18 protein-coding genes and 1 tRNA gene are annotated in these 24,498 nt (G+C 60.0%); 12 read left to right on the top strand and 7 right to left on the bottom strand.

Annotation, left to right across the window (positions count from 1 at the left end; translation table 11 throughout):
• Nucleotide 1: 1 nt before the first annotated feature.
• From rnd to KQI84_01655, 5 genes are all read right to left on the bottom strand, one after another.
• Entirely contained in the window at nt 2–1,222 is a 1,221-nt protein-coding gene (rnd, locus tag KQI84_01675; protein ID MCB2153568.1) for a ribonuclease D, read from the bottom strand.
• Nucleotides 1,223–1,241: 19 nt separating this feature from the next.
• Complete coding sequence (locus KQI84_01670; GenBank protein ID MCB2153567.1) at nt 1,242–1,730, bottom strand: FKBP-type peptidyl-prolyl cis-trans isomerase; 489 nt, start codon at nt 1,728–1,730, stop codon at nt 1,242–1,244.
• A 116-nt stretch (nt 1,731–1,846) separates the two neighbouring features.
• Nucleotides 1,847–2,137: a hypothetical protein gene (locus KQI84_01665; protein MCB2153566.1), complete on the bottom strand. Its 291-nt coding sequence runs from the start codon at nt 2,135–2,137 to the stop codon at nt 1,847–1,849.
• Nucleotides 2,138–2,243: 106 nt separating this feature from the next.
• The gene (locus KQI84_01660) at nt 2,244–2,540 is read right to left on the bottom strand and encodes a hypothetical protein (GenBank protein MCB2153565.1); all 297 of its coding nucleotides are present in this window, start codon (nt 2,538–2,540) and stop codon (nt 2,244–2,246) included.
• A gap of 51 nt (nt 2,541–2,591) precedes the next feature.
• The gene (locus KQI84_01655; GenBank protein MCB2153564.1) at nt 2,592–3,320 is read right to left on the bottom strand and encodes a hypothetical protein; all 729 of its coding nucleotides are present in this window, start codon (nt 3,318–3,320) and stop codon (nt 2,592–2,594) included.
• A 272-nt stretch (nt 3,321–3,592) separates the two neighbouring features.
• Here KQI84_01655 and KQI84_01650 point away from each other — a divergent pair, with 272 nt between their 5' ends.
• The 12 genes from KQI84_01650 (at nt 3,593) to KQI84_01595 (ending at nt 22,026) form a co-directional block, all read left to right on the top strand.
• Nucleotides 3,593–6,745: a S8 family serine peptidase gene (locus KQI84_01650; GenBank protein MCB2153563.1), complete on the top strand. Its 3,153-nt coding sequence runs from the start codon at nt 3,593–3,595 to the stop codon at nt 6,743–6,745.
• A 173-nt stretch (nt 6,746–6,918) separates the two neighbouring features.
• Nucleotides 6,919–7,863, top strand: coding sequence for a carbamate kinase (locus KQI84_01645; GenBank protein ID MCB2153562.1), 945 nt, complete (start codon nt 6,919–6,921; stop codon nt 7,861–7,863).
• Between the two features lie 202 nt (nt 7,864–8,065).
• Nucleotides 8,066–8,141: transfer RNA gene (locus KQI84_01640), tRNA-Trp, on the top strand.
• 141 nt (nt 8,142–8,282) lie between these two features.
• Nucleotides 8,283–8,435 (top strand): preprotein translocase subunit SecE, encoded by a 153-nt coding sequence (gene secE / locus KQI84_01635; protein MCB2153561.1) that lies wholly within the window; start codon nt 8,283–8,285, stop codon nt 8,433–8,435.
• A 117-nt stretch (nt 8,436–8,552) separates the two neighbouring features.
• Nucleotides 8,553–9,080 carry a transcription termination/antitermination protein NusG gene (gene nusG / locus KQI84_01630; GenBank protein ID MCB2153560.1) on the top strand — a complete coding sequence of 176 codons (528 nt, stop codon included), beginning with the start codon at nt 8,553–8,555 and terminating at the stop codon, nt 9,078–9,080.
• 66 nt (nt 9,081–9,146) lie between these two features.
• The gene (gene rplK / locus KQI84_01625; GenBank protein ID MCB2153559.1) at nt 9,147–9,575 is read left to right on the top strand and encodes a 50S ribosomal protein L11; all 429 of its coding nucleotides are present in this window, start codon (nt 9,147–9,149) and stop codon (nt 9,573–9,575) included.
• A gap of 93 nt (nt 9,576–9,668) precedes the next feature.
• Nucleotides 9,669–10,364: a 50S ribosomal protein L1 gene (gene rplA, locus KQI84_01620; protein ID MCB2153558.1), complete on the top strand. Its 696-nt coding sequence runs from the start codon at nt 9,669–9,671 to the stop codon at nt 10,362–10,364.
• A gap of 225 nt (nt 10,365–10,589) precedes the next feature.
• Complete coding sequence (gene rplJ, locus KQI84_01615; protein MCB2153557.1) at nt 10,590–11,162, top strand: 50S ribosomal protein L10; 573 nt, start codon at nt 10,590–10,592, stop codon at nt 11,160–11,162.
• A 75-nt stretch (nt 11,163–11,237) separates the two neighbouring features.
• Nucleotides 11,238–11,618: a 50S ribosomal protein L7/L12 gene (rplL, locus tag KQI84_01610; GenBank protein ID MCB2153556.1), complete on the top strand. Its 381-nt coding sequence runs from the start codon at nt 11,238–11,240 to the stop codon at nt 11,616–11,618.
• Between the two features lie 347 nt (nt 11,619–11,965).
• Complete coding sequence (gene rpoB, locus KQI84_01605) at nt 11,966–16,261, top strand: DNA-directed RNA polymerase subunit beta (GenBank protein ID MCB2153555.1); 4,296 nt, start codon at nt 11,966–11,968, stop codon at nt 16,259–16,261.
• Between the two features lie 64 nt (nt 16,262–16,325).
• The gene (rpoC, locus tag KQI84_01600) at nt 16,326–20,705 is read left to right on the top strand and encodes a DNA-directed RNA polymerase subunit beta' (GenBank protein MCB2153554.1); all 4,380 of its coding nucleotides are present in this window, start codon (nt 16,326–16,328) and stop codon (nt 20,703–20,705) included.
• A 166-nt stretch (nt 20,706–20,871) separates the two neighbouring features.
• The gene (locus KQI84_01595; protein MCB2153553.1) at nt 20,872–22,026 is read left to right on the top strand and encodes a hypothetical protein; all 1,155 of its coding nucleotides are present in this window, start codon (nt 20,872–20,874) and stop codon (nt 22,024–22,026) included.
• 13 nt (nt 22,027–22,039) lie between these two features.
• Here the strand turns inward: KQI84_01595 and amrS are convergent, their stop codons facing one another.
• Both amrS and amrA read right to left on the bottom strand, forming a co-directional pair.
• Entirely contained in the window at nt 22,040–23,119 is a 1,080-nt protein-coding gene (amrS, locus tag KQI84_01590) for an AmmeMemoRadiSam system radical SAM enzyme (protein MCB2153552.1), read from the bottom strand.
• On the bottom strand, nt 23,116–24,498 hold the full coding sequence (gene amrA / locus KQI84_01585; GenBank protein MCB2153551.1) for an AmmeMemoRadiSam system protein A: 1,383 nt from the start codon (nt 24,496–24,498) through the stop codon (nt 23,116–23,118). Before amrA ends, amrS begins: the two co-directional genes overlap by 4 nt.

Below are 24,498 nucleotides of genomic sequence, written 5' to 3'. Positions count from 1 at the left end.
ATCACTTCTCGTCAATGACGAGGCGGTCGCGGTCCTTGATGCGCAGGTGCATGCGGCCGTCCAGCAGCGCCAGCAATCGTTCGCCGATCAACTCGCGCCGCCAGCCAGTCAACACAGGCAGTTCGAGCCCCTTCAGCTTGTGGCGGTTATTGATCAGCGTGGTCAGTTCGCTGGTCGTTGCCAGAAGCGGCGCCGCGATTTGCTCTTGCTCGGCCGTTGCGCGCAGAAGGGCCTGGAAGACTTCGACAAGCCCAACAGGGATGTCCGGGCGAGACGTGACGTTCTTCTTCGGCCATTTCTCCGAAGGCAGTTCCTTGGCCTTCTTGATGATTGGCAGAACCTCGTCGAGCACGCGGAAGATCTGTCCAAGCGGCGCGTGCCGAGCGTCCTTCACCTCTTGCCGCGAATCCGGCGCGATGCGCGCCAACGCAACCAGGCCGTCATCGGAGATTACCTGGCGGCGCGGCACATCGCGCTTGCGTGCCTGGGCTTCGCGCCACGCGGTCAGCTCACGCAGAATCGCCAACTTCTGCTCCGAGAGCTTCACCCAATCCTTCACCGAGCGATAGCGCTCCTCGTCCAGAACCTGCTCGTCCTCGGACGCTTCGTCGCCGCGGCGCGATTGTTCTTCGCGATACCACGCTTCGCGCCCCATCTCTTTCAGGCGCTTCAACAACTCCTCGCGCAGACCGTGGAGATACAGCACATCTTCGGCGGCGTAGCTCAATTGCGCAGCCGAAAGCGGACGGCGCGACCAGTCGCTTACCGTCTGGCTCTTCTTCAATCGCACGCCGAGCAGTTCGCGCACCAGGTTGACGTACGAAACCTGCGCGCCGATGCCGATCATCGCGGCGGCGAGTTGCGTATCAAACAAAGGACGAGGCACTTCGCCCAGATGTCGGTGCAGGATTGAAAGATCCTGTGATGCGGAGTGGAAGATCTTCTCGCGCTTCGGATCCAGAACCAGCTTTGCCAGCGGCTTGAGATCATCGATTTTGCGGGCATCGATCAGACCCGGCGGCGTACCGTTCTCGCCGGCGATCTGGATCAACTCGAGCGATGGATAGTATGACTTCTCGCCGATGAACTCCGTATCGAGCGCAAGGATCTTGCTCGCTTCCAGCTTCGAGCAATACTCGACGAGCGCGGCGTGGTCTTCGATGATCAGGTACTTCGGATTTCCTTCGGTCTTTTTCGACTTCGGTGCGTTTCGCGGGGTCATTCGCTTTTCCTGACGGGAGCTATTGGGCATCGAGCACTTCGACTTCGAACGTGAGCGTGGCATCGGGAGGAATTCGCGGTGGCATGCCGCGCTTTCCGTAGGCCATGTCGGCCGGGATTGTCAGTTTTGCTTTTGAACCGACGTGAAGTCTCGCAATTCCCTCATCCCACCCCTTGATGACCTCTCCTCTCCCAAGACGGAATTCCAGCGGGCTCCCCCAATCGTAAGAGCTATCGAACTTCTCGCCGTTCTCCAGCCAACCGGAGTAGTGCACCTTCACCGTATCGCCGGGCATCAGAATCCGATCGCTGCCCGGTTCGATAAACTCGACCTTCACGCCACCAGGGGTTGTGACATCCTGAGGCGTCGGTTCCGGAGTCGGCTCCGGCGTCGCTGTCGGGGCAGGCGTTGGCGCTGGTGTCTCGACAACTGTCGTCGTGGCGCGCTCTTTGGCGGCGGGCGCTTCCGATGCCGGCTCCTCGCCGCCCTTGCAGGCAGTTGAGCTCATCGCGGCTAAGGCAATAAGAATCAGTGCAATGTGTTTCATTGGCAATCCCAGCTTTCAGGCCCTTCTAGCCCGAATGCCGCCGAGCCGCAACGGCAAAGAGGGGGAATGCCGCCCAGTCAGTTGGGGGAGGCCAGGCACCACTCCCGGACTTGCTGATGTCGGATCAGGCGCCACGCCGACTTCTCTGGGATACCTTCATTCATGAGGATCGTCATCAACGCACCCAGCAGTTCGTCCTGCTTCACCAGATCCGTGATCCACATCAGGTACTCTATTTTGTTTCCCGGCCAAATCACCTCGACCGGCAACTTCAACACTTCGGCTAGTTGATGCCTTCTCTTCAGAATTTGGTCGCTTGAGGGAGCGGAGGGCTCAGTAATTCGATCGAGGAACTCCTCATCGCTCATCGGCCTCCTCCCTCTGATCTTCCAAAGAACAATCCTTGGGACTCCAAACCAAACTACAAGGACCGCAGCGATGAAGAACAGAAAGTGGGGGGAGCTAATTGACATCTCAATCCTCCTCCGATCGCCCATATGCCTGCCCGAGATCATGGTGGTGTAATCGCGCCTGTGCCCACACGTGGATCACTGCCTGCAACCCGATCACGAGTGGAACCGTTACAATTGGTTTCATTGCGGACCCGCCGTTCAGGAAGCCCAAGCAATAGAAAACCCAGGAGACGGCGGCGAATCCGGACTTCTTTAAGATGTAATAACCGAGCGAAGCCAGATCGAGTGCGAACCCGGCGATCATGAGTCCCCAAAGCAGCGGTTGCGGGGGATGAAGAGTCCCCAGGCAGGCGGCCAAGACCAGACCTCCGATCCAGATTGCAATCGATGCTCGCTGATTGTTCATCACTCAATGCGTGGCGCGGCCGCCCGTGCGAAAGCGGCCGGTTTGGAGGAACTGGCGGGTGAGATCCGCCGTTCGTTTCAGAAGCACCAGTTGCGTGTGGCGGGCGCGCACGAGGGCGAAGTCGCGCATTCCCGGCAGAATTGTCTCCTGCACGCCGACCGTGAAGTCGTTGTCGCCCGGGATGAGCGGATTGAAGCCCTTCGAATGGCTGATCCCGCCGGCGATGATGCCCAGGCGGGTCGCGCGGGGGAATTGGCCGGCGCGTTCGCACAGTCCCGCAGTCCCGCGGCGCAACTGCATCGCGGCGCGTCCCCAGATCAGCGGGAAGAACGGCCCCGTCTTGCTCCACAGCCAATCGGCCATGAAAGCTCCGCGATTCGGCGCGCCAATCTGCACGACAGAACCCAGGCGAGGCATTTCGTGGTGATTGACCGCCCAACGCAGCAGAATCCCCCCCAGGCTGAACGTTACCACATCGATGTCGTCCTCGCCGAGCTGCCGCAGATACGCCGCCAGTAACTCTGCATTATCCGGAATGTCGCGCCGATAGGACGCGTAGCTGAACACGCGCGTGCGATAGCCTGCGCGGCGCAGCCTCCACGCCAGCAACTGCATGATGAGGCTCGGATTGAGCAGGGGAGGCACCAGAACGACGAGACGTTTTGGGGCCTTGGAATCGGATTTCTTTGCGACGGCCCGACGCCGCCGGCGGCCGGGGAGTGGCAGGATCATGAGAGCGCCCTGTTGCGAGCAATACCAGCTTCTCGCCACCCTCTCCACACCGGTGCACAGCGGCAAGGGGGAAGTCGGTGGAGGCGTCTCGCAAGGCTCATCTGCGTCCCCATTTTGCTGGCGTGAAGATTGCCCATATCTTGTGCAGTAGTCTCAAATCAGCCGCTTGTCAGTCCGAGTCACGTGAGCGGAAGACTGGCAATGTTGAGGTTCGGCATTTTTCCTCAATGGTCGTCGGGCGGCGACAATTCTCTGTTCGGGGTACTCCCTTCATGCAGATCGGCCCAAACTTCCATGCTTTCCGCCTCACCCGATTCCTTCTGGCGGCACTGTTGGCGCTGCCTTTCGCTGTCGGATCCGCCGCTCAGTCCGAGGGTCAGGCTGCCTGGTTTGTCCAGTTGGAGAGTCCGCCGACCGTGAAGGTCTACGTGGAAGCGCTTGCTGAGGCAAAGGCGGCCGACCGGGACGATGCGGAATCTCTCGCTGTAGCCCGGGGTGTGGATGCGTTGAAGCAGATCAAGGCGGCCCAGGATCGTGTTGCCGATAAGCTACGAGCTGTTGACCCGAACCTCACCGAACTCTATCGCCTGCAACGCACGCTGAATGGCATCGCGATTTTTCCGAGCGAAGGCAACATGCCTGCACTGGAGAAAATCGATGGCGTGAAGGCAGTCCTGCGGATTGCGGCGGCCGTTCCTCACAACTCCTCGAGCGTTCCCTTCATCGGCGCCCAATCCGTTTGGGAGAGCTACGGCTATACCGGCAGTGGCATCAAGATCGGCGTAATCGACACAGGCATCGATTATCGGCATGCGGATTTTGGCGGAGATGGGAACCCGAACCCAAACGATCCGACCATTCTGGATGGAGGATTTCCCTCAGCGAAAATCCCGGGCGGGATCGACCTTGTTGGCGATGTTTACGATAATGTCAACGTCACGACCCCCAGTCCGGATCTGGATCCCGTCGATCTGTGGGATCACGGGACGCACGTCGCAGGAGCGATCGGCGGCTTCGGCGTAACGTCAACCGGTGACACTTACACAGGCACGTACGATGCCTCGACCAATCTGGCAGACATGCGAATCGGCCCAGGCGCCGCGCCGGAATCGCTTCTTTATTCCATCAAAGTCTTTGGCCCCGCCGGCAGCACTAACTTCGCGCCGGCGGGCATCGAGTGGGCAATCGATCCGGACGGTAACGGCGACTTCGCTGATCGGATGGATGTGATCTGTCTTGCTCTCGGATCTTCTGGAAGCGATCCGGAATTTGAACCGACTGCAATGGCAGCAAACGCTGCAGTGGATGCCGGCGCAATCGTCGTTGCCGCAGCCGGCGACGTGGGCGACGAGCAGTACATCGTCAGCACTCCTGCCGCGGCTCGCAAGGTCATCGCTGTAGCCAACTCACAAGATCCCGGCGTCACAAAACCGCAACTCCTCGTCGATGCTCCGCCTGCGATCGCTGGCCTTTATGAAGTGGGTGGATCGAACTTCACTCCTGCGCTGACTTCGCCCGGCATTACTGAGAGGGTGGTCTACGTCGAGCCTCACGATTCGTGTTCGTCGCCGACAAACCCCGCGGATCTGACCGGTCATATCGCACTCATCGACCGTGGCGGATGCCGTTTCGACGAGAAGGTTGCAATGGCCCAGAGCGCAGGAGCAATTGCTGCCATCATCGTGAACAACTCCGGCGATTCGCTGGTTGATATGAATGGCGAGCCGGGAATCATCACGATTCCCGCGTTTTTTCTCGGCCAGTCCGATGGCCAATTGATCAAAGATGAGTTGGCGAACGATCCGCTGAGCGTCATCGCAACGTTCTCGTCAGATTACGACATCCCGCAAACCGATCTTGTCTATTCAGGAAGTTCCCGAGGACCCGCGCGACAAGGGATCATGAAGCCCGACGTCGCCGCACCCGGGGTGAATATCACTTCCGCCGCAATGGGCACAGTAGACCAGCCCCTCGTTCGGATCGGGACGTCACAGGCCGCGGGTCTAGCAGCCGGGGCAATGGCGTTGTTGAAAGAGGCCCATCCCGATTGGACGCCGCAGGAACTGAAGGCGCTCCTGATGAACACGGCGTATCCATTCATGCCGGTCGAACTGGGCAACTCGACTCCGCGCTACGACCCCGCGCGCATTGGAGCCGGCCGGATCGACATCGCGAAGGCGCTCTCCACATCAGTCATCGCGTACGCCACCGATAACCCCGATGGAGTGCACCTTTACCAACGAAACCTCGAGGTTCCCCCCGGGACCAAGTCATGGACTCAAAGCGTAACCGTGAAGAACCTTGGCGCCTCTGCGGCTTCATTCATCGCTTCTCCGGATCTGGCGGACGATTTGCCGGGCGTGTTTGTTTCGCTTCCATCGGGTGTGGTTGTGGATGTCCCTGCTGGTGGAACAAAGACCATCGACATCCGCATCGAGGGACTCCAGAGCCAAATGTATTACCCACTGCCGGGTGCCATGTCGCCGCTAGCGGGTGGAAATCCTCGGTACTGGTTCCCGGCTGAATCCGGCAACCTTGTGATGAAGGACGCGTCGAGCGACATCCAGCTTCCGTTCTATTATCCGATCCGACCTGTCGGCGCGGTGAGGACTTCTCTAACGAACTTCCCCCTGGACGATCAGCACACAACATTCACGCTGCCTCTCACTGGGACCCCGATGTTTAACGATTCATCGATGACTCCCAATGCCGATGCGATCTCCGTGATGTCGCCGTACGAACTGACCTTCCAGAGTCCTCGGAACACAATCGATCCCCGCAAGACAAGCTGCGACCTGAAATACGTTGGCATCCAGCGTCTCAACGGTCAGGACGGCCCGAGCACCGCCTTGATTGCCTTCGGCATCGTAACTTGGGGGGATTGGGGATCACCTGCCTATTCACAGACCAGGATCTTCATCGACTCCGATCTGGACGGAACAGATGACTACATGATCAGGTGCAGCCTCTTCTCCGCAGCCCTTTTGGTCAATGAAGTCATCCGGCTTTCCGATGGCGGAAGCACATGGCTCAATTACCTCTCCGGCCAGCCAACGACAGCACTACACCTCTGGCCCTACAACACGAACGTGCTCCTGCTGGAGTGCAATGGAGCCTCGATCGGTTTGTCGGATACTCATCCGAAGTTCAACTACCGAGTAGAGATCGAGGGCTACTTGACCGGGCATTCGGATTCCACACCAACCCTGCACTACGATGCGAAGAATCCGGGACTGACCTTTCCGGACCGGTTTGTCTTTCCGAACATGACTTCCAGCATCGACGTCACATACGACCGAGCGGCATTCAAAGCGAATGCCTCGGAGGGGCTCCTGATGATTCACCATCAGAACGGAGAAGGAGCACGCGCTTTGATCCTTCAGCCCGCGCCCCCAGGTCCGGGAATCGGCTGGATGTACTACTAGTGCCGAACTGGCTCAGCAGAGCATGATTTCTGGCCCCCGTTCCGTTTTCTCAGCGAACGGGGCCCGGTTCATTTACGATTCCCTGACGAATGTTCTTGATCTCCCGCCACATGTTTTAAGACAGTCGACGACTTGATTCGCGAGTCCTGAATTTGGAGTGTCTACCGATGGGAATGAAGAAACTACTGATCGCGCTGGGCGGAAACGCCATCGTGGGCCCCGGCGAGAGGGGTACGCTGGAGGAGCAGTTCCAGCACACCGACGAGACCATGACCGAACTGGCTCAGTTGATTAAGGAGGACATGATCGAGTCCTTCATCCTGACCCACGGCAACGGCCCGCAGGTCGGAAACATCATCACGCGCAGCGAGTATTGCACGAAAATCCTGTACCCGTTGACCGTCGACGTCTGCGTCTCGGACAGCCAGGGCGGCATGGGATACATGATTCAGCAGAGTTTGCGCAACTGCCTGAATCGGCAGGGCTTGGACGCCCCCATCGCAACGATCGTCACCCAGGTCCTTGTCGATCCAGACGACCCGGCCATGAAGAACCCCACGAAGTACATCGGCTCCTTCATGACCGAGGAAGACGCCAAGAAGAAGCACGAGGAAGAGGGCTGGATCGTGAAGGAAGACCCAGGCCGCGGCTGGAGGCGCGTCATCGCCTCGCCGGAGCCCAAGGCGATCATCGAGCTCAATTCCATTCGGAAGCTCTATGATGCCGGCGCGACGGTCATCGCCTGCGGCGGGGGAGGAATTCCCGTCGTTCGGAAGGGCACCGACCTGCACGGCGTTGACGGCGTGATCGACAAGGACCTCGCCTCGGCGCTGTTGGCGAATGAACTCGGCATCGAGACCTTCCTGATCATGACCGGGGCCGACGGCATCTACACAAATTACAAGAAGCCCGACGAGAAGCACCACCCGAAGCTTTATGTGTCAGAATTGCTCGCTCTCGTTGCAGAAGGGCACTTCCCGGCCGGCTCGATGGGGCCGAAGGTCAAGGCAGCCCTCAAATTCATCGAGCGCGGTGGGAAGCGCGTCATTATCACCACGCCCGGAAATCTGGCCGCTGCCTTGCGTGGCGAGGCCGGGTCTGAGATCCTGCCCGACTGATCCTCGAGTCGGGCTCGAATCGGCAGGTCCCGTCCCTTTCGCTCCGGCGATCCGCAAAGAAGGAAAAAAAGCTGGGGATTTGGGGAGTTTCTGCTTGCGTGGGGGGGGCAGGTGCGGATAGAAAGCCGCGCCTGATCGGCTGGTGGGGAGATTTCTGCGGGGTTTGAAGCCGGTTCGATCGGGTCTGAAGTCTAAGAAATTCAGGGGTGTAGCTCAATTGGGAGAGCAACGGTCTCCAAAACCGTAGGTTGGGGGTTCGAGCCCCTCCGCCCCTGCCAAAATTCTGAATTCAAACCGTGCTCGGAGCGCCCCCGCGGCGGCCCGAGCACTTTGATGCAAAGGAAAGTCTCGTGAGCACCAAGGCGGCCGTCGGCGGATTCGAGAAAATCAAACTCTTCAGCAGCCAGGTGCGCACCGAAATGGCCAAGGTCAGTTGGCCATCGAAGGACGATTTGCGCACCTACACGATCGTTGTGATCGTTTCGACTTTCGTCATTTGTGTACTGATGGGCGTTTGGGACAAGCTGCTCTCGAAGGCTGTGGAAATCGGCTTCAAGATGCTGGGCGGCTGACGGCCCACTGATTGCAGCACTGGCGGGGGTGGGGTCTGTTTGACCGGCCCGAACGGGAAGTTTCACCAGCGGCCACCGCCGTCATCCTACGCGAAGATTAAGGACTGTGAAGTACTTATGAAGTGGTTTGCCATCCACACTTACTCGGGCTTCGAGAAGAGCGTGAAGAAGGACATCGAGCATCGCGCCTCGGTGGAAGGTCTTCGCGATAAGCTGGGCGAAGTCATCGTTCCCGAGGAAAAAATCGTTGAAATCAAAGAGGGCAAGAAGCGCGAGCACGCTCGCAACATCATGCCCGGTTACGTTTTCGTCCAGATGGAGGAGAACGAAGAGCTGTTTAAGCTGACCGAGGAAATCAAGGGTGTCTCCGGTTTCGTCGGCGCCGGCGGAGCACGCACGCCGCTGAGCGATGAAGAAGTCACGAATATCCGCGGTCTGGTCGAGGAGAAGAAGGACAAGCCTCGCGCCGAGATCAAGCACCGCCTGGGCGACCAGGTGAAGGTAATCGAGGGCCCGTTCGCGAGCTTCGTGGGCACCATCGACAATATCGATTACGACAAGGCGAAGTTGCGCGTGATGGTCTCCATCTTCGGACGCAGCACGCCGGTGGAATTGGACGTTCTCCAGGTCGAGAGCGTTTCCTGACCCGACTTTGACCGATTTTGGGCTCCCTCGAGGAGCCGCTAAACTTCAGGAAGAGATAGACCCGTCATGGCGAAGAAGAAAGCGATCGCAACCATCAAGTTGAACTGCCCGGCCGGCCAGGCCACCCCGGCTCCGCCGGTTGGTCCCGCCCTCGGTCAGCACGGCATCAACATCATGGACTTCTGCAAGCAGTACAATGCTCGCACGAAGGACAAGGCCGGCCTGGTGATCCCTGCGATCATCACCGTCTATTCGGACCGCAGCTTCAGCTTCGAGCTGAAGACCCCGCCCGCACCGACACTGCTCCTCAAGGCTGCCAAGCTCAACAAGGGCTCCGGCGTCCCCAACAAGGAGAAGGTCGGCAAGGTGACCAGCAAGCAGGTGAAGGAAATCGCCGAGCTCAAGATGGTCGACTTGAACGCCGCAAGCGTTGAAGCCGCCATGCGCATGGTCGAGGGCACTGCCCGTAGTATGGGAATCGTCGTCGAGGGCTAATTGCCCCGGCGTTCATTCTATAAATTCATTCCAACCTTCGGTGGGAGGTCGTCCGCATGACGGAGACCGCCTGGACCACGGGAGAAAGCACAAATGCCTAAGCACGGAAAGAAGTATCGCGAGAAGTTCGAGCAGTACGACAAGACCGAGCTCTGTGAAGTTCGCCCGGCTGTTGAGTTGCTCCGCAAGCTCTCTTACGCCAAGTTCGACGAATCCGTTCAGTTGGACGTTCGTCTTGGCGTCGATCCCCGAAACGCAGAACAGCAGGTTCGCGGCACCGTTGCCCTGCCCCACGGCACTGGCAAGACGGTTCGCGTCGCTGTGTTCGCGTCGGGCGACAACCTTCGCGCGGCCGAAGAAGCCGGCGCCGACGTGGTCGGTGGCGAAGACCTCGTCAAGCGTGTCCAGGAAGGCTTCCTGGATTTCGACGCTGCGATCGCAACGCCCGACATGATGCGTCACGTCGGTCGCCTCGGCAAGGTCCTCGGCCCTCGCGGCATGATGCCGAACCCGAAAGTCGGCACCGTGACCCCGAACGTGGCGGACGCCGTCCAGAACCTGAAGGCCGGCCAGGTCGAGTATCGTCTCGATCGCTACGGCATTGTCCACGTTAGCGTGGGTAAGATGAAGTTCACCGACGATCAGTTGGCGGAAAACGTCGACGCGCTGCTGGATGCTCTCCTGAAGGCGCGCCCCTCGGCCGCCAAGGGCACGTATATGCGCTCCGTGACGTTGAGCTCAACCATGAGCCCCGGCATCAAGATCCTCCCGCCGGACCGCAAGGCCTGATCGAACGACTCTGGAATTCCCCCGGCGCCTATTCCGGCGCCGGGGTCACAAACTCGCCAAGCGAGGCCTAAGACAGCAGGTGAACGCAGCGGTGCGTTCCTAAATCGGGCGACCGGCCCAAGCCTGCCGAGGCTCGGCTCCTCCTGATCCCCCATTTTGCGGGGACTGGTGTCCGGGCGTCTCAACAGAAGGCCCCGGGCATACAGAAAGGAGGTGAGAAAGAAAATGGCGAAACCTGGAAAAGCCGCGAAAAAGCGTCGAGGCCGCTCTCCAAAAGTCCGCGCAATCAGCGAACTGGAACGATTGTTCCAGGACGGCGATGGTCTGGTCTTCTTTGATAACAAAGGCCTGACCGTCGAAGAAGCGACGGAACTTCGTGCTCTCCTGCGCAAGGAGGGTGCGACCATGAAGGTGGCTAAGAACACGTTCATCAAGCGTGCCATGGCTACGGCCGGCATCGAGATGAACGGGCTGGAAGACAAGCTGACCGGGCCGACCGTCGTCGCATTTGGTCTGAAGGATGCGGTGTCGCCGGCCAAGGTCCTGAGCAAGTACGCGGAAGACCACGGCGAGCGCTTCGAGATCAAGGCCGGCCTGCTCGGCGGCGAAATTCTCGATGCCAAGGGCGTGGATGCACTATCCAAGATGCCGAGCCGCGAAGAGCTGCTCGGACGGATGCTGGGCAGCATGCAGGCCCCCGCTCAGAACGTCGTTTACGCTCTCAACCAGACGGTATCGAAGGTCGTTTACGCCGTCTCCGCCCTGCAGCGTAAGCTGGAGGAAGGCGACGCCGCGTAAGCTCCACAGAACTTTCAACAACTCGACGCAAGATATTCAAAATCAAGCTTTTGCATACATAGGAGATTGCAGAAAATGGCTATCACCAAGGAAGAAATCGTTGAGGCAATCGGCCAGATGCCTCTGATGGAAGTGGCCGAGTTGGTCACGCTTATGGAAGACAAGTTCGGCGTTTCCGCCGCTCCGGTCGCCGTTGCCGGCGCAGCCGCCCCTGGCGCTGCCGCCGCCGCCCCCGCCGAAGAGAAGACCGAGTTCACGGTCGTTCTGAAGGACGCTGGCAAAGAGAAGATCAAGGTTATCAAGGAAGTCCGCGCTATCACCCAGCTCGGCCTGAAGGAAGCCAAGGATCTCGTCGAAGGCGCCCCGAAGGAAGTGGCCAAGGACGTGTCGAAGGAAGACGCCGAGAAGTACAAGAAGCAGCTCGAGGCCGTTGGTGCGGTCATCGAACTGACCTGATGCTGTTCCGGACCGGGGGTCCGGCGGGTGTTTGGCACCCGTCGGCCCCCTGTCCATTTCGTTTGGCCGGAAATTTGCTTGATTATACGTCGGAGTACGCCCTTTGGGATTGACAGGACTTGCTTCACATCTTGTCATGATCGACGGGCTAACGCGGCACACAGTCAGTAAGGGTTCACGCTTGTCCCTTGTCAAAAAGACGTTGTTAAACAGCCAAACAGTAATCGGATAACCCGCTGATCCGCGCCTGCGAGGGTGCTGGAGCCGCGGCCTTTTTGCGTTTCAGACAGATTTTCCGCCTCGTGCGGTCCGATTGCTTTCACCTCGTCTCACCCTAGGAGCTTCACATGGCAACCGCTGTCAGCGAATCGGCGCGAAAGAACGGGCGACTTTCCTTCGCGCGCATCCCAGAAGTGATGGAAATGCCCTACCTTCTGGAAACTCAGAAGCAATCCTACTCGGATTTTCTGCAGTTTGAAGTCCCACCCGATCAGCGGGAAATGAAGGGGCTGCAGGAAGTTTTCCGCTCGGTCTATCCGATCTCGGCCCCGGGCGATCCTTCCACTCTCGATTTCGTCGAGTACACATTCGGGACTCCCAAGTACACGGTCAAGGAATCCATCGACCGTGGGATGACCTACGCTTCGCCCCTGAAGCTCAAACTTCAGCTCATTGTCCGCGAACAGAACGAAGAGACCGGTCAGGTCGAGATTCGCGACATCAAGGAGCAGGAAGTCTACATGGGTGAGATTCCCCTGATGACCGAACAGGGGACTTTCATCATCAACGGTGCCGAGCGCGTGATCGTGTCGCAGTTGCACCGTTCGCCGGGCGTGTCGTTCTCGACCGCAACGCACCCGAACGGCAAGCTCACCTACAGTGCGCGCATCATTCCGTACCGCGGCGCCTGGGTTGAGTTCGAAATCGACATCTACGGCGTCATGTACGTCATGATCGATCGCAAGCGCAAGATCCTGGCGACGACCTTCCTGCGCGCCTTTGGCTATCGCGACGACGAAAAGCTGGCTGAAGAGTTCTTCGCCACCGAGTTCGTCGACATCGAGGACTTCGTCGCCGGCTTCACCAGCGTCGAGGATCTGCAGGAGCATCTCGGCACCGAATACGCCGAGACAGTGGTCGACGATGGCGGCAAGATCGTCATCGACCACGGCCAGAAGGTCACGAAGAAGTCCCAGGAAGCCCTGCGCCAGGCGGGCGTGGACGAGGTTCAGTTGAACCTGGCCGAGGGATACGAGTCGCTCGTCGGCCGCGTGCTGGCCGCCGACGTGGTGGACGAGACCACTGGTGAGATTCTCGCCGAGACCTGGGACGTCATCACGACGTCGATGCTGCGCCGCTGCTCGCACGCCAACATCAAGGCTCTGAAGGTGCTCTTGCTCGACAACCCGGAAATGCCTGGGCCGATGCTGAGCACGATCCAGAAAGACAAGGTCCGCACCGAAGACGACGCCGTCATCGAGTTCTTCCGCAAAATGCGCCCGGGCAACCCGGTCAGCGCTCTCGCCGGAAAGCGCCTGATGGAGGAGATGTTCTTCGACGAGCGCCGCTATGATCTCGGCGCAGTGGGCCGTTACAAGATTAACAAGCGCTTCTATAACGCAGGCACCGGCACAGGCGATCTGAGCCAGCGCCTGCTGAGCATGGAAGATCTGCTTCACGTGATGAAGCACCTCTCGAAGCTGGCCGCGGAAGAGGTCGAGGTGGACGACATCGACCACCTGGGCAACCGCCGCGTCCGCTGCGTGGGCGAGCTGCTTCAGAACCAGATCCGCATGGGTCTGGCGGAGATCGAGAAGACGGCGCGCGAGCGTATGTCGATCGTCGATCTCGAGAACATGCTGCCGCAGAACTTGATCAACGCGAAGCCGCTGGTGACCGCGGTGCGCGACTTCTTCGGTCGCAGCCAGTTGAGCCAGTTCATGGACCAGACGAACCCTCTGGCCGAACTGACTCACAAGCGCCGTCTCTCGGCCCTTGGTCCTGGCGGTCTGTCGCGCGATCGCGCGGGCTTCGAAGTCCGCGACGTTCACCATACGCACTATGGACGTATCTGCCCGATCGAGACGCCGGAAGGCCCGAACATCGGTCTGATCAGTTCACTGTGTACTTACGCGCGCATCAACCCGTTCGGCTTCATTGAAACCCCCTATCGTAAGGTCGACGCCAAGCACGTCTCCAACGATGTGATCGACTACCTGACGGCGGACGTGGAGGACAGCTTCACGATCGCTCAGGCCAACGCGCCGCTCGACGACGACGGCCAGTTCGTTCTGGATCAGGTTCTCTGCCGTCGTCAGAGCGATTACCCGCGCGTCAAGCCCGACGAGGTCCAGTTCATGGACATCTCGCCGAAACAGTTGGTTTCCGTCAGCGCCGCGCTTATTCCGTTCCTGGAGCACGACGACGCGAACCGCGCGCTCATGGGCTCCAACATGCAGCGCCAGGCCGTGCCCCTTCTGTTCACGGAGTCGCCGCTTGTCGGTACGGGCATCGAACACAAGGTCGCCCAGGACTCCGGCGTGTGTCTGATCGCCCGCCGCGCTGGCGTGGCCGAGAAGGTTACCGCCGAGGAAATCATCATCCGCACCGAGACCGGTGAGACCGATACCTATCGCCTCGAGAAGTACAAGCGCTCGAACCAGAACACGTGCATGAACCAGCGCCCGATCATCCATGAGGGCATGGACATTGGCGAAGGCCAGGTGCTGGCCGACGGCCCGGGCACGGACATGGGCGAACTGGCCCTCGGCCGCAACGTGCTCGTGGCGTTCATGAGCGCCGGTGGCTACAACTTCGAGGACGCTATCCTGATCTCCGAACGCCTCGTCCACGACGACGTGTTCACCTCGATTCACATCGAAGAGTTCGAGATCGATGCCCGCGACACCAAGCTGGGCAAAGAAGAGATCACCCGCGACATTCCGAACGTTTCGGAAGAGGCGCTTTCGAAGCTCGACGAGACGGGCCTTGTTTACATCGGCGCGAAGGTCGATCCGGGCGACATCCTGGTCGGCAAGGTGACGCCGAAGGGCGAGACCGAGTTGAGCTCGGAAGAGAAGCTGCTGCGCGCTATCTTCGGCGAGAAGGCCGGCGACGTGCGTGATGCTTCGCTGAAGGTTCCGCCCGGAACCAACGGCATCGTCATCGATATCAAGACGTTCTCGCGCAAGGAGCGCGGCGCCAAGACCGAGCGTGAAGACCGCGCCCGGATTCAGGACGTCGAGCGGACGCGCGAAGAAGAAATGCAGAACCTGTGGGCGGAGTTCGACGAGCGCTTGGTCAAGCTGCTGGTTGGCCTGGACAAGGAAATCGTCAACTTCGAGACCGGCAAGGTCGAAATGAAGCCCGGCGACAAGCCGAGCCCGTCCGCGATTGCCTACATTCGCCACAGCCTTCAGACGGGTATGCTTCCCGTCGACGGCAAGGTCGGCAGCGAAATCAAGCGCCTGTACCAGGATGTTCGCGCCCGCGAGATGGATATCGACGATCGCGCGAAGAACTCGGTCGATCGCATCAAGACCGGCGACGAGTTGCCCCCGGGCGTGATCAAGCTCGTGAAGGTCTACGTTGCCAGCAAGCGCAAGATCAGCGTCGGCGACAAGATGGCCGGCCGCCACGGCAACAAGGGTGTGATTGCCAAGATTATGCCGATGGAAGACATGCCGTTCCTGCCGGATGGCACTCCCGTCGACGTCGTTCTGAACCCCCTTGGCGTTCCTTCCCGAATGAACGTGGGACAGATCCTCGAGACGCACCTTGGTTGGGCTGCTGAAGAGCTTGGCAAGCAGATCTACGACATCTGCCAGCGCTCCGGCGCTGCTGCTGCTCGCATGCAGCTCAAGGAAGCCTTCGCGATGCCGCAGGAGCTTGTCGACGACGGTGCCGACCCGAACGAGTTCTATGATCTCGGCGAGCGCCTCGACAAGATGAAGGACGAGGAAGTCCTCGCCTTCTCCGAGTCGATGAAGAAGGGCTTCCGCCTGGCGACGCCGGTGTTCGATGGCGCGAAGGAAATCGAAATCTGGTCGCTGCTCGAGCGCGCCGGCCTTCCGACCAACGGTCAGGCCACGCTGTTCGACGGCAAGACCGGCGATAAGTTCGATCGCTCCGTCACTGTCGGCCAGATTTACCTGCTGAAGCTCGCTCACTTGGTCGACGACAAGATGCACGCTCGCTCGATCGGTCCCTACTCGCTCGTCACGCAGCAGCCGCTGGGTGGTAAGGCGCAGTTCGGTGGCCAGCGCTTCGGCGAGATGGAAGTCTGGGCGCTCGAAGCGTACGGCTCGGCCTACACGCTTCAGGAACTGCTGACCGTCAAGTCCGACGACGTCAACGGCCGCACGAAGATCTACGAGGCCATCGTCAAGGGACAGCACTCGGTGACACCGGGTATTCCCGAGTCGTTCAACGTGTTGGTCAAGGAACTCCAGTCTCTCGGACTCAACCTCGAGTTGCTGGTCGAGGAAGATGAACTCGAAGAAGAGGATGTCTTCTCCGCAATGGAAGGCGTCGAAGACGACTCGTTCCTCGATGATGAGGAATTCGGCCTGGACGACGATGAAGTCCCCAGCCGTGCGGGTGGCGGAGACGACGATGACGACTCATCCGAGGAAGAAGAATGACGGGGCGCTGCTCGAAGCGAACCAGGACCTCAGACCTTGTCCCTACCTACAAGGGGGTTAAGTAATGTTGAAGCAAGATACGAACAGCGGTGGTAACGGAGCCACAGTGCCGGCGAACTACCGGACGATCCCCGTTGGCGTCGAGGGCGCCATGGACGACGTAAACCTGAACGACGTTTCTGCAGTCGCTCGGATTTCGATCGCCTCCCCGGACCAGATTCTGGATTGGGCACGTCGGCACCGTCGTCAGACGGAGCGCTCCATCGACGAACTCGAGCAGCGGTCCTTCGGCGAAGTCAAGAAGCCGGAAACGATTAACTACCGCACGTTCAAGCCCGAGAAGGACGGCTTGTTCTGCGAGCGCATCTTCGGCCCGACGAAGGACTGGGAGTGCGCCTGCGGGAAGTACAAGCGCATTAAGTACAAGGGTATCATCTGCGATCGATGCGGCGTTGAGGTGACCGAATCCAAGGTCCGCCGTATTCGCATGGGCTATATCCAGCTCGCCGCCCCCGTTTGCCATATCTGGTTCTACAAGGGCACGTCCTCGAAGATCAGCAACCTGCTGGACATCAGCGTCCGCGATCTCGGCAAGGTGATCTACTTCCAGGAGTACATCATCGTCGACGCCGACGAGGAAACCGGCCTGAAGACGAAGGAAGTCATCACGGAAGAGCAGGCTCGCAAGTACCGCGAGCAGTACGGCGACAAGGTCAAGATCATGATCGGCGCCGAGGCCGTGGTTGAATTCCTGAAGCGCATCGACGTCGAGGACCTGGCGAACCGCCTGGCCGTCGAGATGCGCGAGGCGAAGTCGGCTCAGAAGCGCAACAAGATCATCAAGCGCCTGAAGGTCGTCGAGGCGTTCCGTGGGTCCCCGAACCGTCCCGAGTGGATGGTGATGGAAGTGCTGCCGGTGATTCCGCCGGATCTGCGTCCGCTCGTCCACCTGGACGGCGGCCGCTTTGCGACCTCCGACCTCAACGACCTCTATCGTCGCGTTATCAATCGTAACAACCGCCTGAAGCGCCTGATCGAACTGCGCGCCCCAGACGTGATTCTGCGCAATGAGAAACGCATGCTGCAGGAAGCCGTCGACGCGCTGTTCGATAACAGCCGCCGCGGCCGCCCGACCAAGGGCCATAACAACCGCCCGCTGAAGTCCCTCAGCGATATGCTGAAGGGCAAGCAGGGCCGCTTCCGTCAGAACCTTCTCGGCAAGCGCGTCGACTACTCGGGCCGTTCCGTGATCGTCGTTGGTCCGGAACTGAAGTTCAACGAATGCGGTCTGCCGAAGCGAATGGCTCTCGAGTTGTTCGATCCATTCATCATTCACGAACTTGAGAAGCGTGGCTATTGCACGACGATCAAGTCTGCAAAGAAGTTGATGGAGCGCGAGGATCCCGTCGTCTACGACATCCTCGACGACATCATCAAGGACCACCCGGTCCTCCTGAACCGCGCCCCAACCCTCCACCGTCTCGGCGTCCAGGCTTTCATGCCGCGCTTGGTGGAAGGTAAGGCGATCCGTCTGCACCCGCTCGCTTGCGCGGCTTTCAACGCCGACTTCGACGGCGACCAGATGGCCGTTCACGTTCCACTTTCGATCGAGGCGCGCCTCGAATCGAAGATGTTGATGCTTGCGGAGAACAACATTCTGGCTCCGTCCAACGGACGCCCGATTGCGACTCCCAGCCAGGATATCGTCCTCGGGTCCTTCTACCTGACGAAGCTGCGTCACAACCAGCAGGCGGGCGAGTACCGCGAGGTTCGCAAGGTCAAGGGCGGCAAGACGCAGGAGTTCAATCGCTATCAGTTGACGCAGGAACGCGACAAAGATGCGAAGTTCGACGAGAAGACCGAACTGGTTAACACGTCGGGCGTCTACTCCGGTCCAGCCGAAGCCATCATGGCTTACGAGCACGGCAAGGTCACGTTGCACGCGGAAATCAAGGTTCGCTTCAAGGACTATAGCGAGCCGGGCGATACCCGCTGGGCGTTCACGTCCGTCGGCCGTCTGCTCTTTGCCGAGCACCTGCCGAAGGAAATCGACTTCCTGACCAATGCCAACGAAGTCATGACGAAGAAGACCCTCGGTCATGTTGTGGCGCTCGCGCACAAGCTTTGCGGCCCGCAGCGCTGCGGTCAGGTTCTCGACTCGATCAAGGACCTCGGCTTCTTCTTCGCCAAGGCCGGCGGTATCTCCATTTCCATCGCGGACATGGTCATCCCGGCCTCGAAGCAGGACATTCTTGCCGAAGGCCAGAAGCGCCTCGAGCAGATCAACCGCGACTACGCCGCCGGTAACCTGACGGACGAAGAGCGCTATCACAACGTGATCGCGATCTGGACGCAGGCCACGGACGACGTAACCCGCGACCTGATGAAGTCGCTGTCCTCCGACCAGGACGGATTCAACCCGGTCTACATCATGGCGCACTCCGGTGCTCGTGGTAACAAGGACCAGATTCGCCAGTTGGCCGGTATGCGCGGCCTGATGCAGCGTCCGTCGAAGAAGCTGACTGGCTCCATCGGTGAAATCATCGAGTCCCCGATTCTCGCCAACTTCCGCGAAGGCCTGACCGTGCTGGAGTACTTCATCTCCACACACGGCGCGCGAAAGGGCCTGGCGGATACGGCTCTGAAGACCTCCGACGCCGGTTACCTGACGCGTCGACTTGTCGATGTTGCCCAGGATCTGATTATCACCGAAGACGACTGCGGCACGCAGAATGGTATTCTCGCCACGCCGATCATCGACATCGACGCCAAGGGTGAGAAGATCCTCGAGCCGCTGCGCGAGCGTATCACGGGCCGTTGCCCGGTGCGCGAAGTGCGTCACCCAAATACAGACGAACTGATCTGCGCCCGCGGCCAGATGATCACCGAGCCTATCGCTCGTCAGATCGAAGACGCCGGCATCGAGCGCCTTGAGATCCGTTCCGTCCTCACGTGCGAAACCCGCCGCGGCATTTGCCGCAAGTGCTACGGCCGCGATCTGGCCGTCGGCGATATGGTCAAGTTCGGCGAGGCGGTCGGCGTTATCGCTGCCCAGTCCATCGGCGAGCCCGGCACGCAGTTGACCCTGCGTACGTTCCACACCGGCGGTGTGTCGATGGGCGTGCTCGAAGGCTGGTACCAGTCGGACGTCAATGGTCACATCCGTTTCCTCGACCTGCGCTTCATCGAGACGCAGCGCGGCGAACGCATCGTGACGAACCGTACCGGCTCAATCAAGGTCTACAACGAGCAGGGCGATGAAGTGCAGAACCTGCCGAACATCCCGTACGGTGCCCGGATCCTGAAGGCCGACAACGACCGCGTGACCCGCGATGACCGCATTGTCGAATGGGATCCGACGTCGACTCCGATTATCGCGGAAATGGACGGCGTCCTGCGCTACGAGGACATCATCGACGGTATTTCGATGCGCTACGACATCGATCCGGAAACGGAACACCGCATGATGGTGATCACCGAGCACCGCGAAGAGCGTCACCCGCGCCTCGTCATCCTCTCCAACTCGGAGAAGGACGAAGACGGCGAGCCGAAGGTGCTGGCGCACTACTCCCTGTCCTCCGGCACGATTATCGGCCGCGAGGCCTCGGATGGCTCGAAGGTCTTCGCCGGCCAGATTCTCGGCCGAGTTCCGAAGGCTCGCACGAAGAGCCGTGACATCACCGGCGGTCTGCCCCGTGTCGATGAACTCTTTGAAGCCCGCAAGCCGAAGGAATGTGCCTTCATCGCGGACATCGAAGGCATGTTCGAGATGCGCGGCGTTGCCAAGGGCATGCGTCGTTGCGCGATCATCGCAGAGAACGGCGAAGAGCACACCTACTCGGTGCCTCTGAACCGTAACTTCCTCGTTCGCGATGGCGAGCGCGTGCAGGTGGGCGATGTGCTCACCGACGGCGCGCTGTCGCCGCACGACATCCTGCGCGTGAAGGGCGAGAAGTCCGTTATGGAGTTCCTGCTGCAGGAAATCCAGGAAGTCTATCGTCTGCAGGGCGTGCACATTAACGATAAGCACATCGAGTGCATCATCCGCCAGATGCTGAAGAAGATCGTCATCGAGGATCCGGGCAACACGCGCTTCCTCTTTGGCCAGCAGGTGGACAAGTGGATGTTCCAGGAAGAGAACGACCGCGTGATCAAGAACGGCGGCGAGCCTGCCGTCGGTCGTCCGAAGATGCTTGGCCTCACCAAGGCCTCGCTTGAGACGGAGTCCTTCATCTCCGCCGCGTCCTTCCAGGAAACCACTCGCGTGCTGACCGATGCCGCGATCCGTGGCCGTCGCGATTACCTGCGCGGCCTGAAGGAGAACGTCATCATGGGTCTCCTGATCCCCGCTGGCACTGGCCTGCCGCGTTATCGTAACGTGGAAGTCCTTCCCGCCGAGGAGCCGAAGCCGGCCGAGCCGGTCGAGGCAGCGACGGAAGAATAACCCGCGTCCTCGCACAATCCGATCAACCAATCGACCGCTGGGGCATCATGCTCCGGCGGTCGTTTTTTCACAAATGACGAAGTCACCCTTTGCGTCACCGCGGGGCCTTGGCGTATACGCCGAAACTCGCGTGGAAACAGGCCCACTTTTGGAACGGAATACTTTGATGAAGCACACCGACGTGATCAAACAGGCATCCGAAGCTCTCAGCCAGGCGCTGGCAAGTCGCCAGGATCCCCCCGTGGCTTTTGCCGGCCTCGATGGATTCATCGACGAGATCGTTCAGGTTGTCGACAAGCGCACAGACTTCGAAACCTACACGGCGATCCCGACGATTTCCGATTACGCAGCTCGCCTTGCGGGCGCGGCCGGGAAGTCCACAAACATCGAGTTTGTCCTGCAGCAGGTGAAGATGGGCGGGAACGGACCGCTGATGGGCGATGCGCTGGGCCGCCTCGGCAGTCGCGTGCACTACGTCGGTGCGCTTGGCTATCCCGTGATGCACCCGGTGTTCGAGCCGCTTGGCGACTACGGTGAGGTTGTCTCTATTACGAATCCCGGCGTGACGATCGCCGCAGAATTCGAGGACGGCAAGATCATGCACGGGCGCCTCGAGAGTCTGGCCGAGATCACCTGGGATAACCTGATCGACCGCATGGGCGGCATCGAGGTGATGAATCGAATGCTCGCCGCGACGGACCTGGTTGCGATGGTCAACTGGACGATGATTCCGCACATGACAGACGTATTGCGCGAGTTCTCCTCGCACGCGAGCGGCCTCGGCGAAGCGGAGCCAAAGCTCTACTTCTTCGACCTGTGCGATCCGGCGAAACGCACGCACCAGGATATTCGCGACGCCCTGGAGGTCATCTCCGGGTTCAGCCGGGGTGCGGGCCAGACGATCCTTGGCTTGAACGAAAAGGAGAGTCTCGAAGTGTGCGACGCGCTGGAACTGCCGCACGGCGATCACGATCACGCCGGACTGCTGGATCGCGCGAAGCGCCTCTGCGACCAGACCGGTATCCCTGAGATCGTGATTCACCCCACGCATTCCGCGGTCGCCTTCGGCCCGGCGGGGGAGGGCGCAATCGATGGTCCGTTGTGCAAGAGTCCGAGATTGACCACCGGCGCCGGCGATCACTTCAACGGCGGGTATTGCTTCGCTCGCGTGCTCGGGCTGCCGCCGCAGCAGGCGATCGCGATCGGCAAGGCCGTCTCGGGCTTCTACGTTCGCGAATGCCGTGGGCCGAGTGCTGAGGAAGTTGTTAGGTTCTGCGCAAAGTGGATCGCAGAGGATCTCGATCCGTGGGTTGGAGTGTGAGGATCTACTGCGTCTACATGCCGATCCTGACGGGCTGACGTCTCCGTCCCCACTTTCCAGGACTGTCTTCGAATACGCCGGCAATCTTGTGTGAGCACTTCGCACATTGGTTGCCGGCGATTTTGAACTCTCCTAATTCATACCAGTCGCGTTCTATGACGCGCGCGCCGCAGTTCGGACAATACGTGCTGCCGCCGCGTGGATCGTGTACATTCCCTGTATAAACGTAGTGGATCCCCTTGCTCAGCGCGATCTTTCGTGCGCGCGATAGAGTCGATGCCGGCGTGGGGCCACGATCCTGCATTTTGAAGTCCGGATGAAACGCGCTGAAGTGCAACGGAACATCCGGCCCAAGATTCTCCGCAATCCAGTCCGTCATGCGATCGATCTCTTCCGAACTGTCGTTCGCATCGGGAATCAGAAGCGTTGTGATCTCGAACCAGACGTTCGTCTCGTGCTTCAGGAATTTCAGCGTATCGAGAATCGGCTGCAGCTTCGCGAAGCACACCTTCTCATAGAAATCTTCTGTGAACGCCTTCAGATCAACGTTCGCAGCGTCCATGTGCTCGTAGAATTCGCCGCGCGCTTCCTCGGTGATGTAGCCCGCTGTCACCGCCACGGTCCTGATGTTGCGCGCGTGGCATTCCCTGGCGATGTCGATGGCGTACTCGGCAAAGATGGTTGGATCGTTGTAAGTGAATGCAACCGAGCGACAGCCCAATCGAGCCGCAGTCTCGGCAATCTGATCCGGCATTGCCTCGTCGGAGAGTCGCTGCATTTCGCGAGACTTGCTGATGTCCCAGTTCTGGCAGAACTTGCACCCCAGGTTGCAGCCGGCGGTCCCGAAAGAAAGGATGCTTGTGCCGGGCAGGAAATGATTGAGCGGCTTCTTCTCGATCGGATCCACGCAGAAACCACTGCTGCGACCGTAAGTGGTCAGCACGATCTTTCCGCCATCGTTCGCTCGGACGAAGCAGAATCCTCGCTTGCCATCCGCGATCTTGCAGTATCGCGGACACAGATCGCACTGCACGCGCCCGTCCTCCAGCGCATGCCACCATCGACCCGGATAGTTGCCCTCAAGTTCCGTCACGCGGGTCGCTCCTCCTCGAACTTGTCGACCTCAAACCGCTCGATCTGGACCGACTCGCCCGGTGGAATTCCCGCTTTGCGCCGCGTTGCGCTGACTTGCTTTTCCACGGTATCCAGGGATTCAATCCCCGGCAACATCACGGCGCGGCGCCCATGCCCATCGCGGATGATGACGCCAAAGCGCTCCGGGTCGAGAGCAGCGGTTCCCTGCACAACCTCCGGCGGATGCAGCACGCTGACTTCAAAGTGGAGATTCGGAAGTTCTCCGACTTCGACTGGTGGAAAGCGATGATCGTGGACGGCGGCCGAGATGGCGCGCTCGACGGTTTCAAGGACGACATTCTCCTGCTCGCCGACAAGGCTGCCGATGCATCCGCGCAGATCGCCGTCCATCGTGTGGATCGTCACGAAGACGCCGGCGCGACTGGCCAGATAGCCGCCAATTTCAATCTCAGGATGGTAGCGCTCGCGACGTTTCAAGTAGGCCTCGACAGTGCGTCGTGCGACCGTTGGGAGAATCTGGCCTGACTGCTTGGAATCCGCATCGGTTGTTTCTTTTTCGGGATCGACGCTCGGCTCGCGGAATGCTGCCACGCAGTAACCGACCCCGAAAGGACCTTCATAGCTCAAGACCTCGCGCGCCTTCGCATCGTAGCCGATCGCCGCCATTGCAATGACGGAGGAATCTACCACGTCCTCGCCGGCCAGATCCTGCAGCTCGACGTCAAAGTCCCGCACGCCGTAGAAGTCGCCCTGGCGTACGAGCTTCACGAAACGATCATCGAATTGCTGCGCGTCCGGGTGATAGCCGCCGGGTGCATTCGGTTTCAGGCGATGGCTCATGTCGCCGCTGGCCATCACGGCCAGTCGCCGTCCCATTTCTTCCGCGACCGCAGCGATAGCCTTGCCGACGTCCTCCAGTTGATTCTCGCCGGGATAGTTCAGACTGAGTATCGTCGTTGGACCGTCCCAGCCGGCTTCCGCGATGTAGTAGAGGGGCACCATTGCCCCGTGATCCAGTTCATCTTCTGGGATTCTCCAGGTGCGCACGCCGAAGTCGTCCGCTCGATTGATCAGTCGGGCGATAAAGTGCTCGTCATTGGGCAACTCGACGGCAGATTGGGGTGTGCCAAACTGCGCCAGAGACCCGCGGAGCGTCTTGCCCGCCCAGATCCCGAACATGCCGCGTTTTCTCGGCGAGTGGGGTGAGATGAGCACCAGGCTGTCCGGCGCGGCGGCCAACAGCCGCTTCGAGAGGGCCGCCATAGCCTCCATTGTATGTCGGGCATCCTGCTGGCGGGGGCCTCCGACGCCTGGCACGATGATCGGCGGGTGCGGCATCAGGCCTGAAAACGCAATGGATGGGGCTGGGTGAGACAT

The sequence above is a fragment of the bacterium genome (genome assembly GCA_020444065.1).
Classification (GTDB): domain Bacteria; phylum Sumerlaeota; class Sumerlaeia; order SLMS01; family JAHLLQ01; genus JAHLLQ01.
Note: the sequence above shows the minus strand (reverse complement) of the source record. Positions and strands in the feature narration are given on the sequence as shown.

Coding starts and splice junctions, on each gene's coding strand:
- rnd (MCB2153568.1), bottom strand. CDS start 1,222: ATGACCCCGCGAAACGCACCGAAGTCGAAAAAGACCGAAGGAAATCCG.
- KQI84_01670 (MCB2153567.1), bottom strand. CDS start 1,730: ATGAGCTCAACTGCCTGCAAGGGCGGCGAGGAGCCGGCATCGGAAGCG.
- KQI84_01665 (MCB2153566.1), bottom strand. CDS start 2,137: ATGAGCGATGAGGAGTTCCTCGATCGAATTACTGAGCCCTCCGCTCCC.
- KQI84_01655 (MCB2153564.1), bottom strand. CDS start 3,320: ATGATCCTGCCACTCCCCGGCCGCCGGCGGCGTCGGGCCGTCGCAAAG.
- KQI84_01650 (MCB2153563.1), top strand. CDS start 3,593: ATGCAGATCGGCCCAAACTTCCATGCTTTCCGCCTCACCCGATTCCTT.
- KQI84_01645 (MCB2153562.1), top strand. CDS start 6,919: ATGAAGAAACTACTGATCGCGCTGGGCGGAAACGCCATCGTGGGCCCC.
- secE (MCB2153561.1), top strand. CDS start 8,283: ATGGCCAAGGTCAGTTGGCCATCGAAGGACGATTTGCGCACCTACACG.
- nusG (MCB2153560.1), top strand. CDS start 8,553: ATGAAGTGGTTTGCCATCCACACTTACTCGGGCTTCGAGAAGAGCGTG.
- rplK (MCB2153559.1), top strand. CDS start 9,147: ATGGCGAAGAAGAAAGCGATCGCAACCATCAAGTTGAACTGCCCGGCC.
- rplA (MCB2153558.1), top strand. CDS start 9,669: ATGCCTAAGCACGGAAAGAAGTATCGCGAGAAGTTCGAGCAGTACGAC.
- rplJ (MCB2153557.1), top strand. CDS start 10,590: ATGGCGAAACCTGGAAAAGCCGCGAAAAAGCGTCGAGGCCGCTCTCCA.
- rplL (MCB2153556.1), top strand. CDS start 11,238: ATGGCTATCACCAAGGAAGAAATCGTTGAGGCAATCGGCCAGATGCCT.
- rpoB (MCB2153555.1), top strand. CDS start 11,966: ATGGCAACCGCTGTCAGCGAATCGGCGCGAAAGAACGGGCGACTTTCC.
- rpoC (MCB2153554.1), top strand. CDS start 16,326: ATGTTGAAGCAAGATACGAACAGCGGTGGTAACGGAGCCACAGTGCCG.
- KQI84_01595 (MCB2153553.1), top strand. CDS start 20,872: ATGAAGCACACCGACGTGATCAAACAGGCATCCGAAGCTCTCAGCCAG.
- amrA (MCB2153551.1), bottom strand. CDS start 24,498: ATGTCTCACCCAGCCCCATCCATTGCGTTTTCAGGCCTGATGCCGCAC.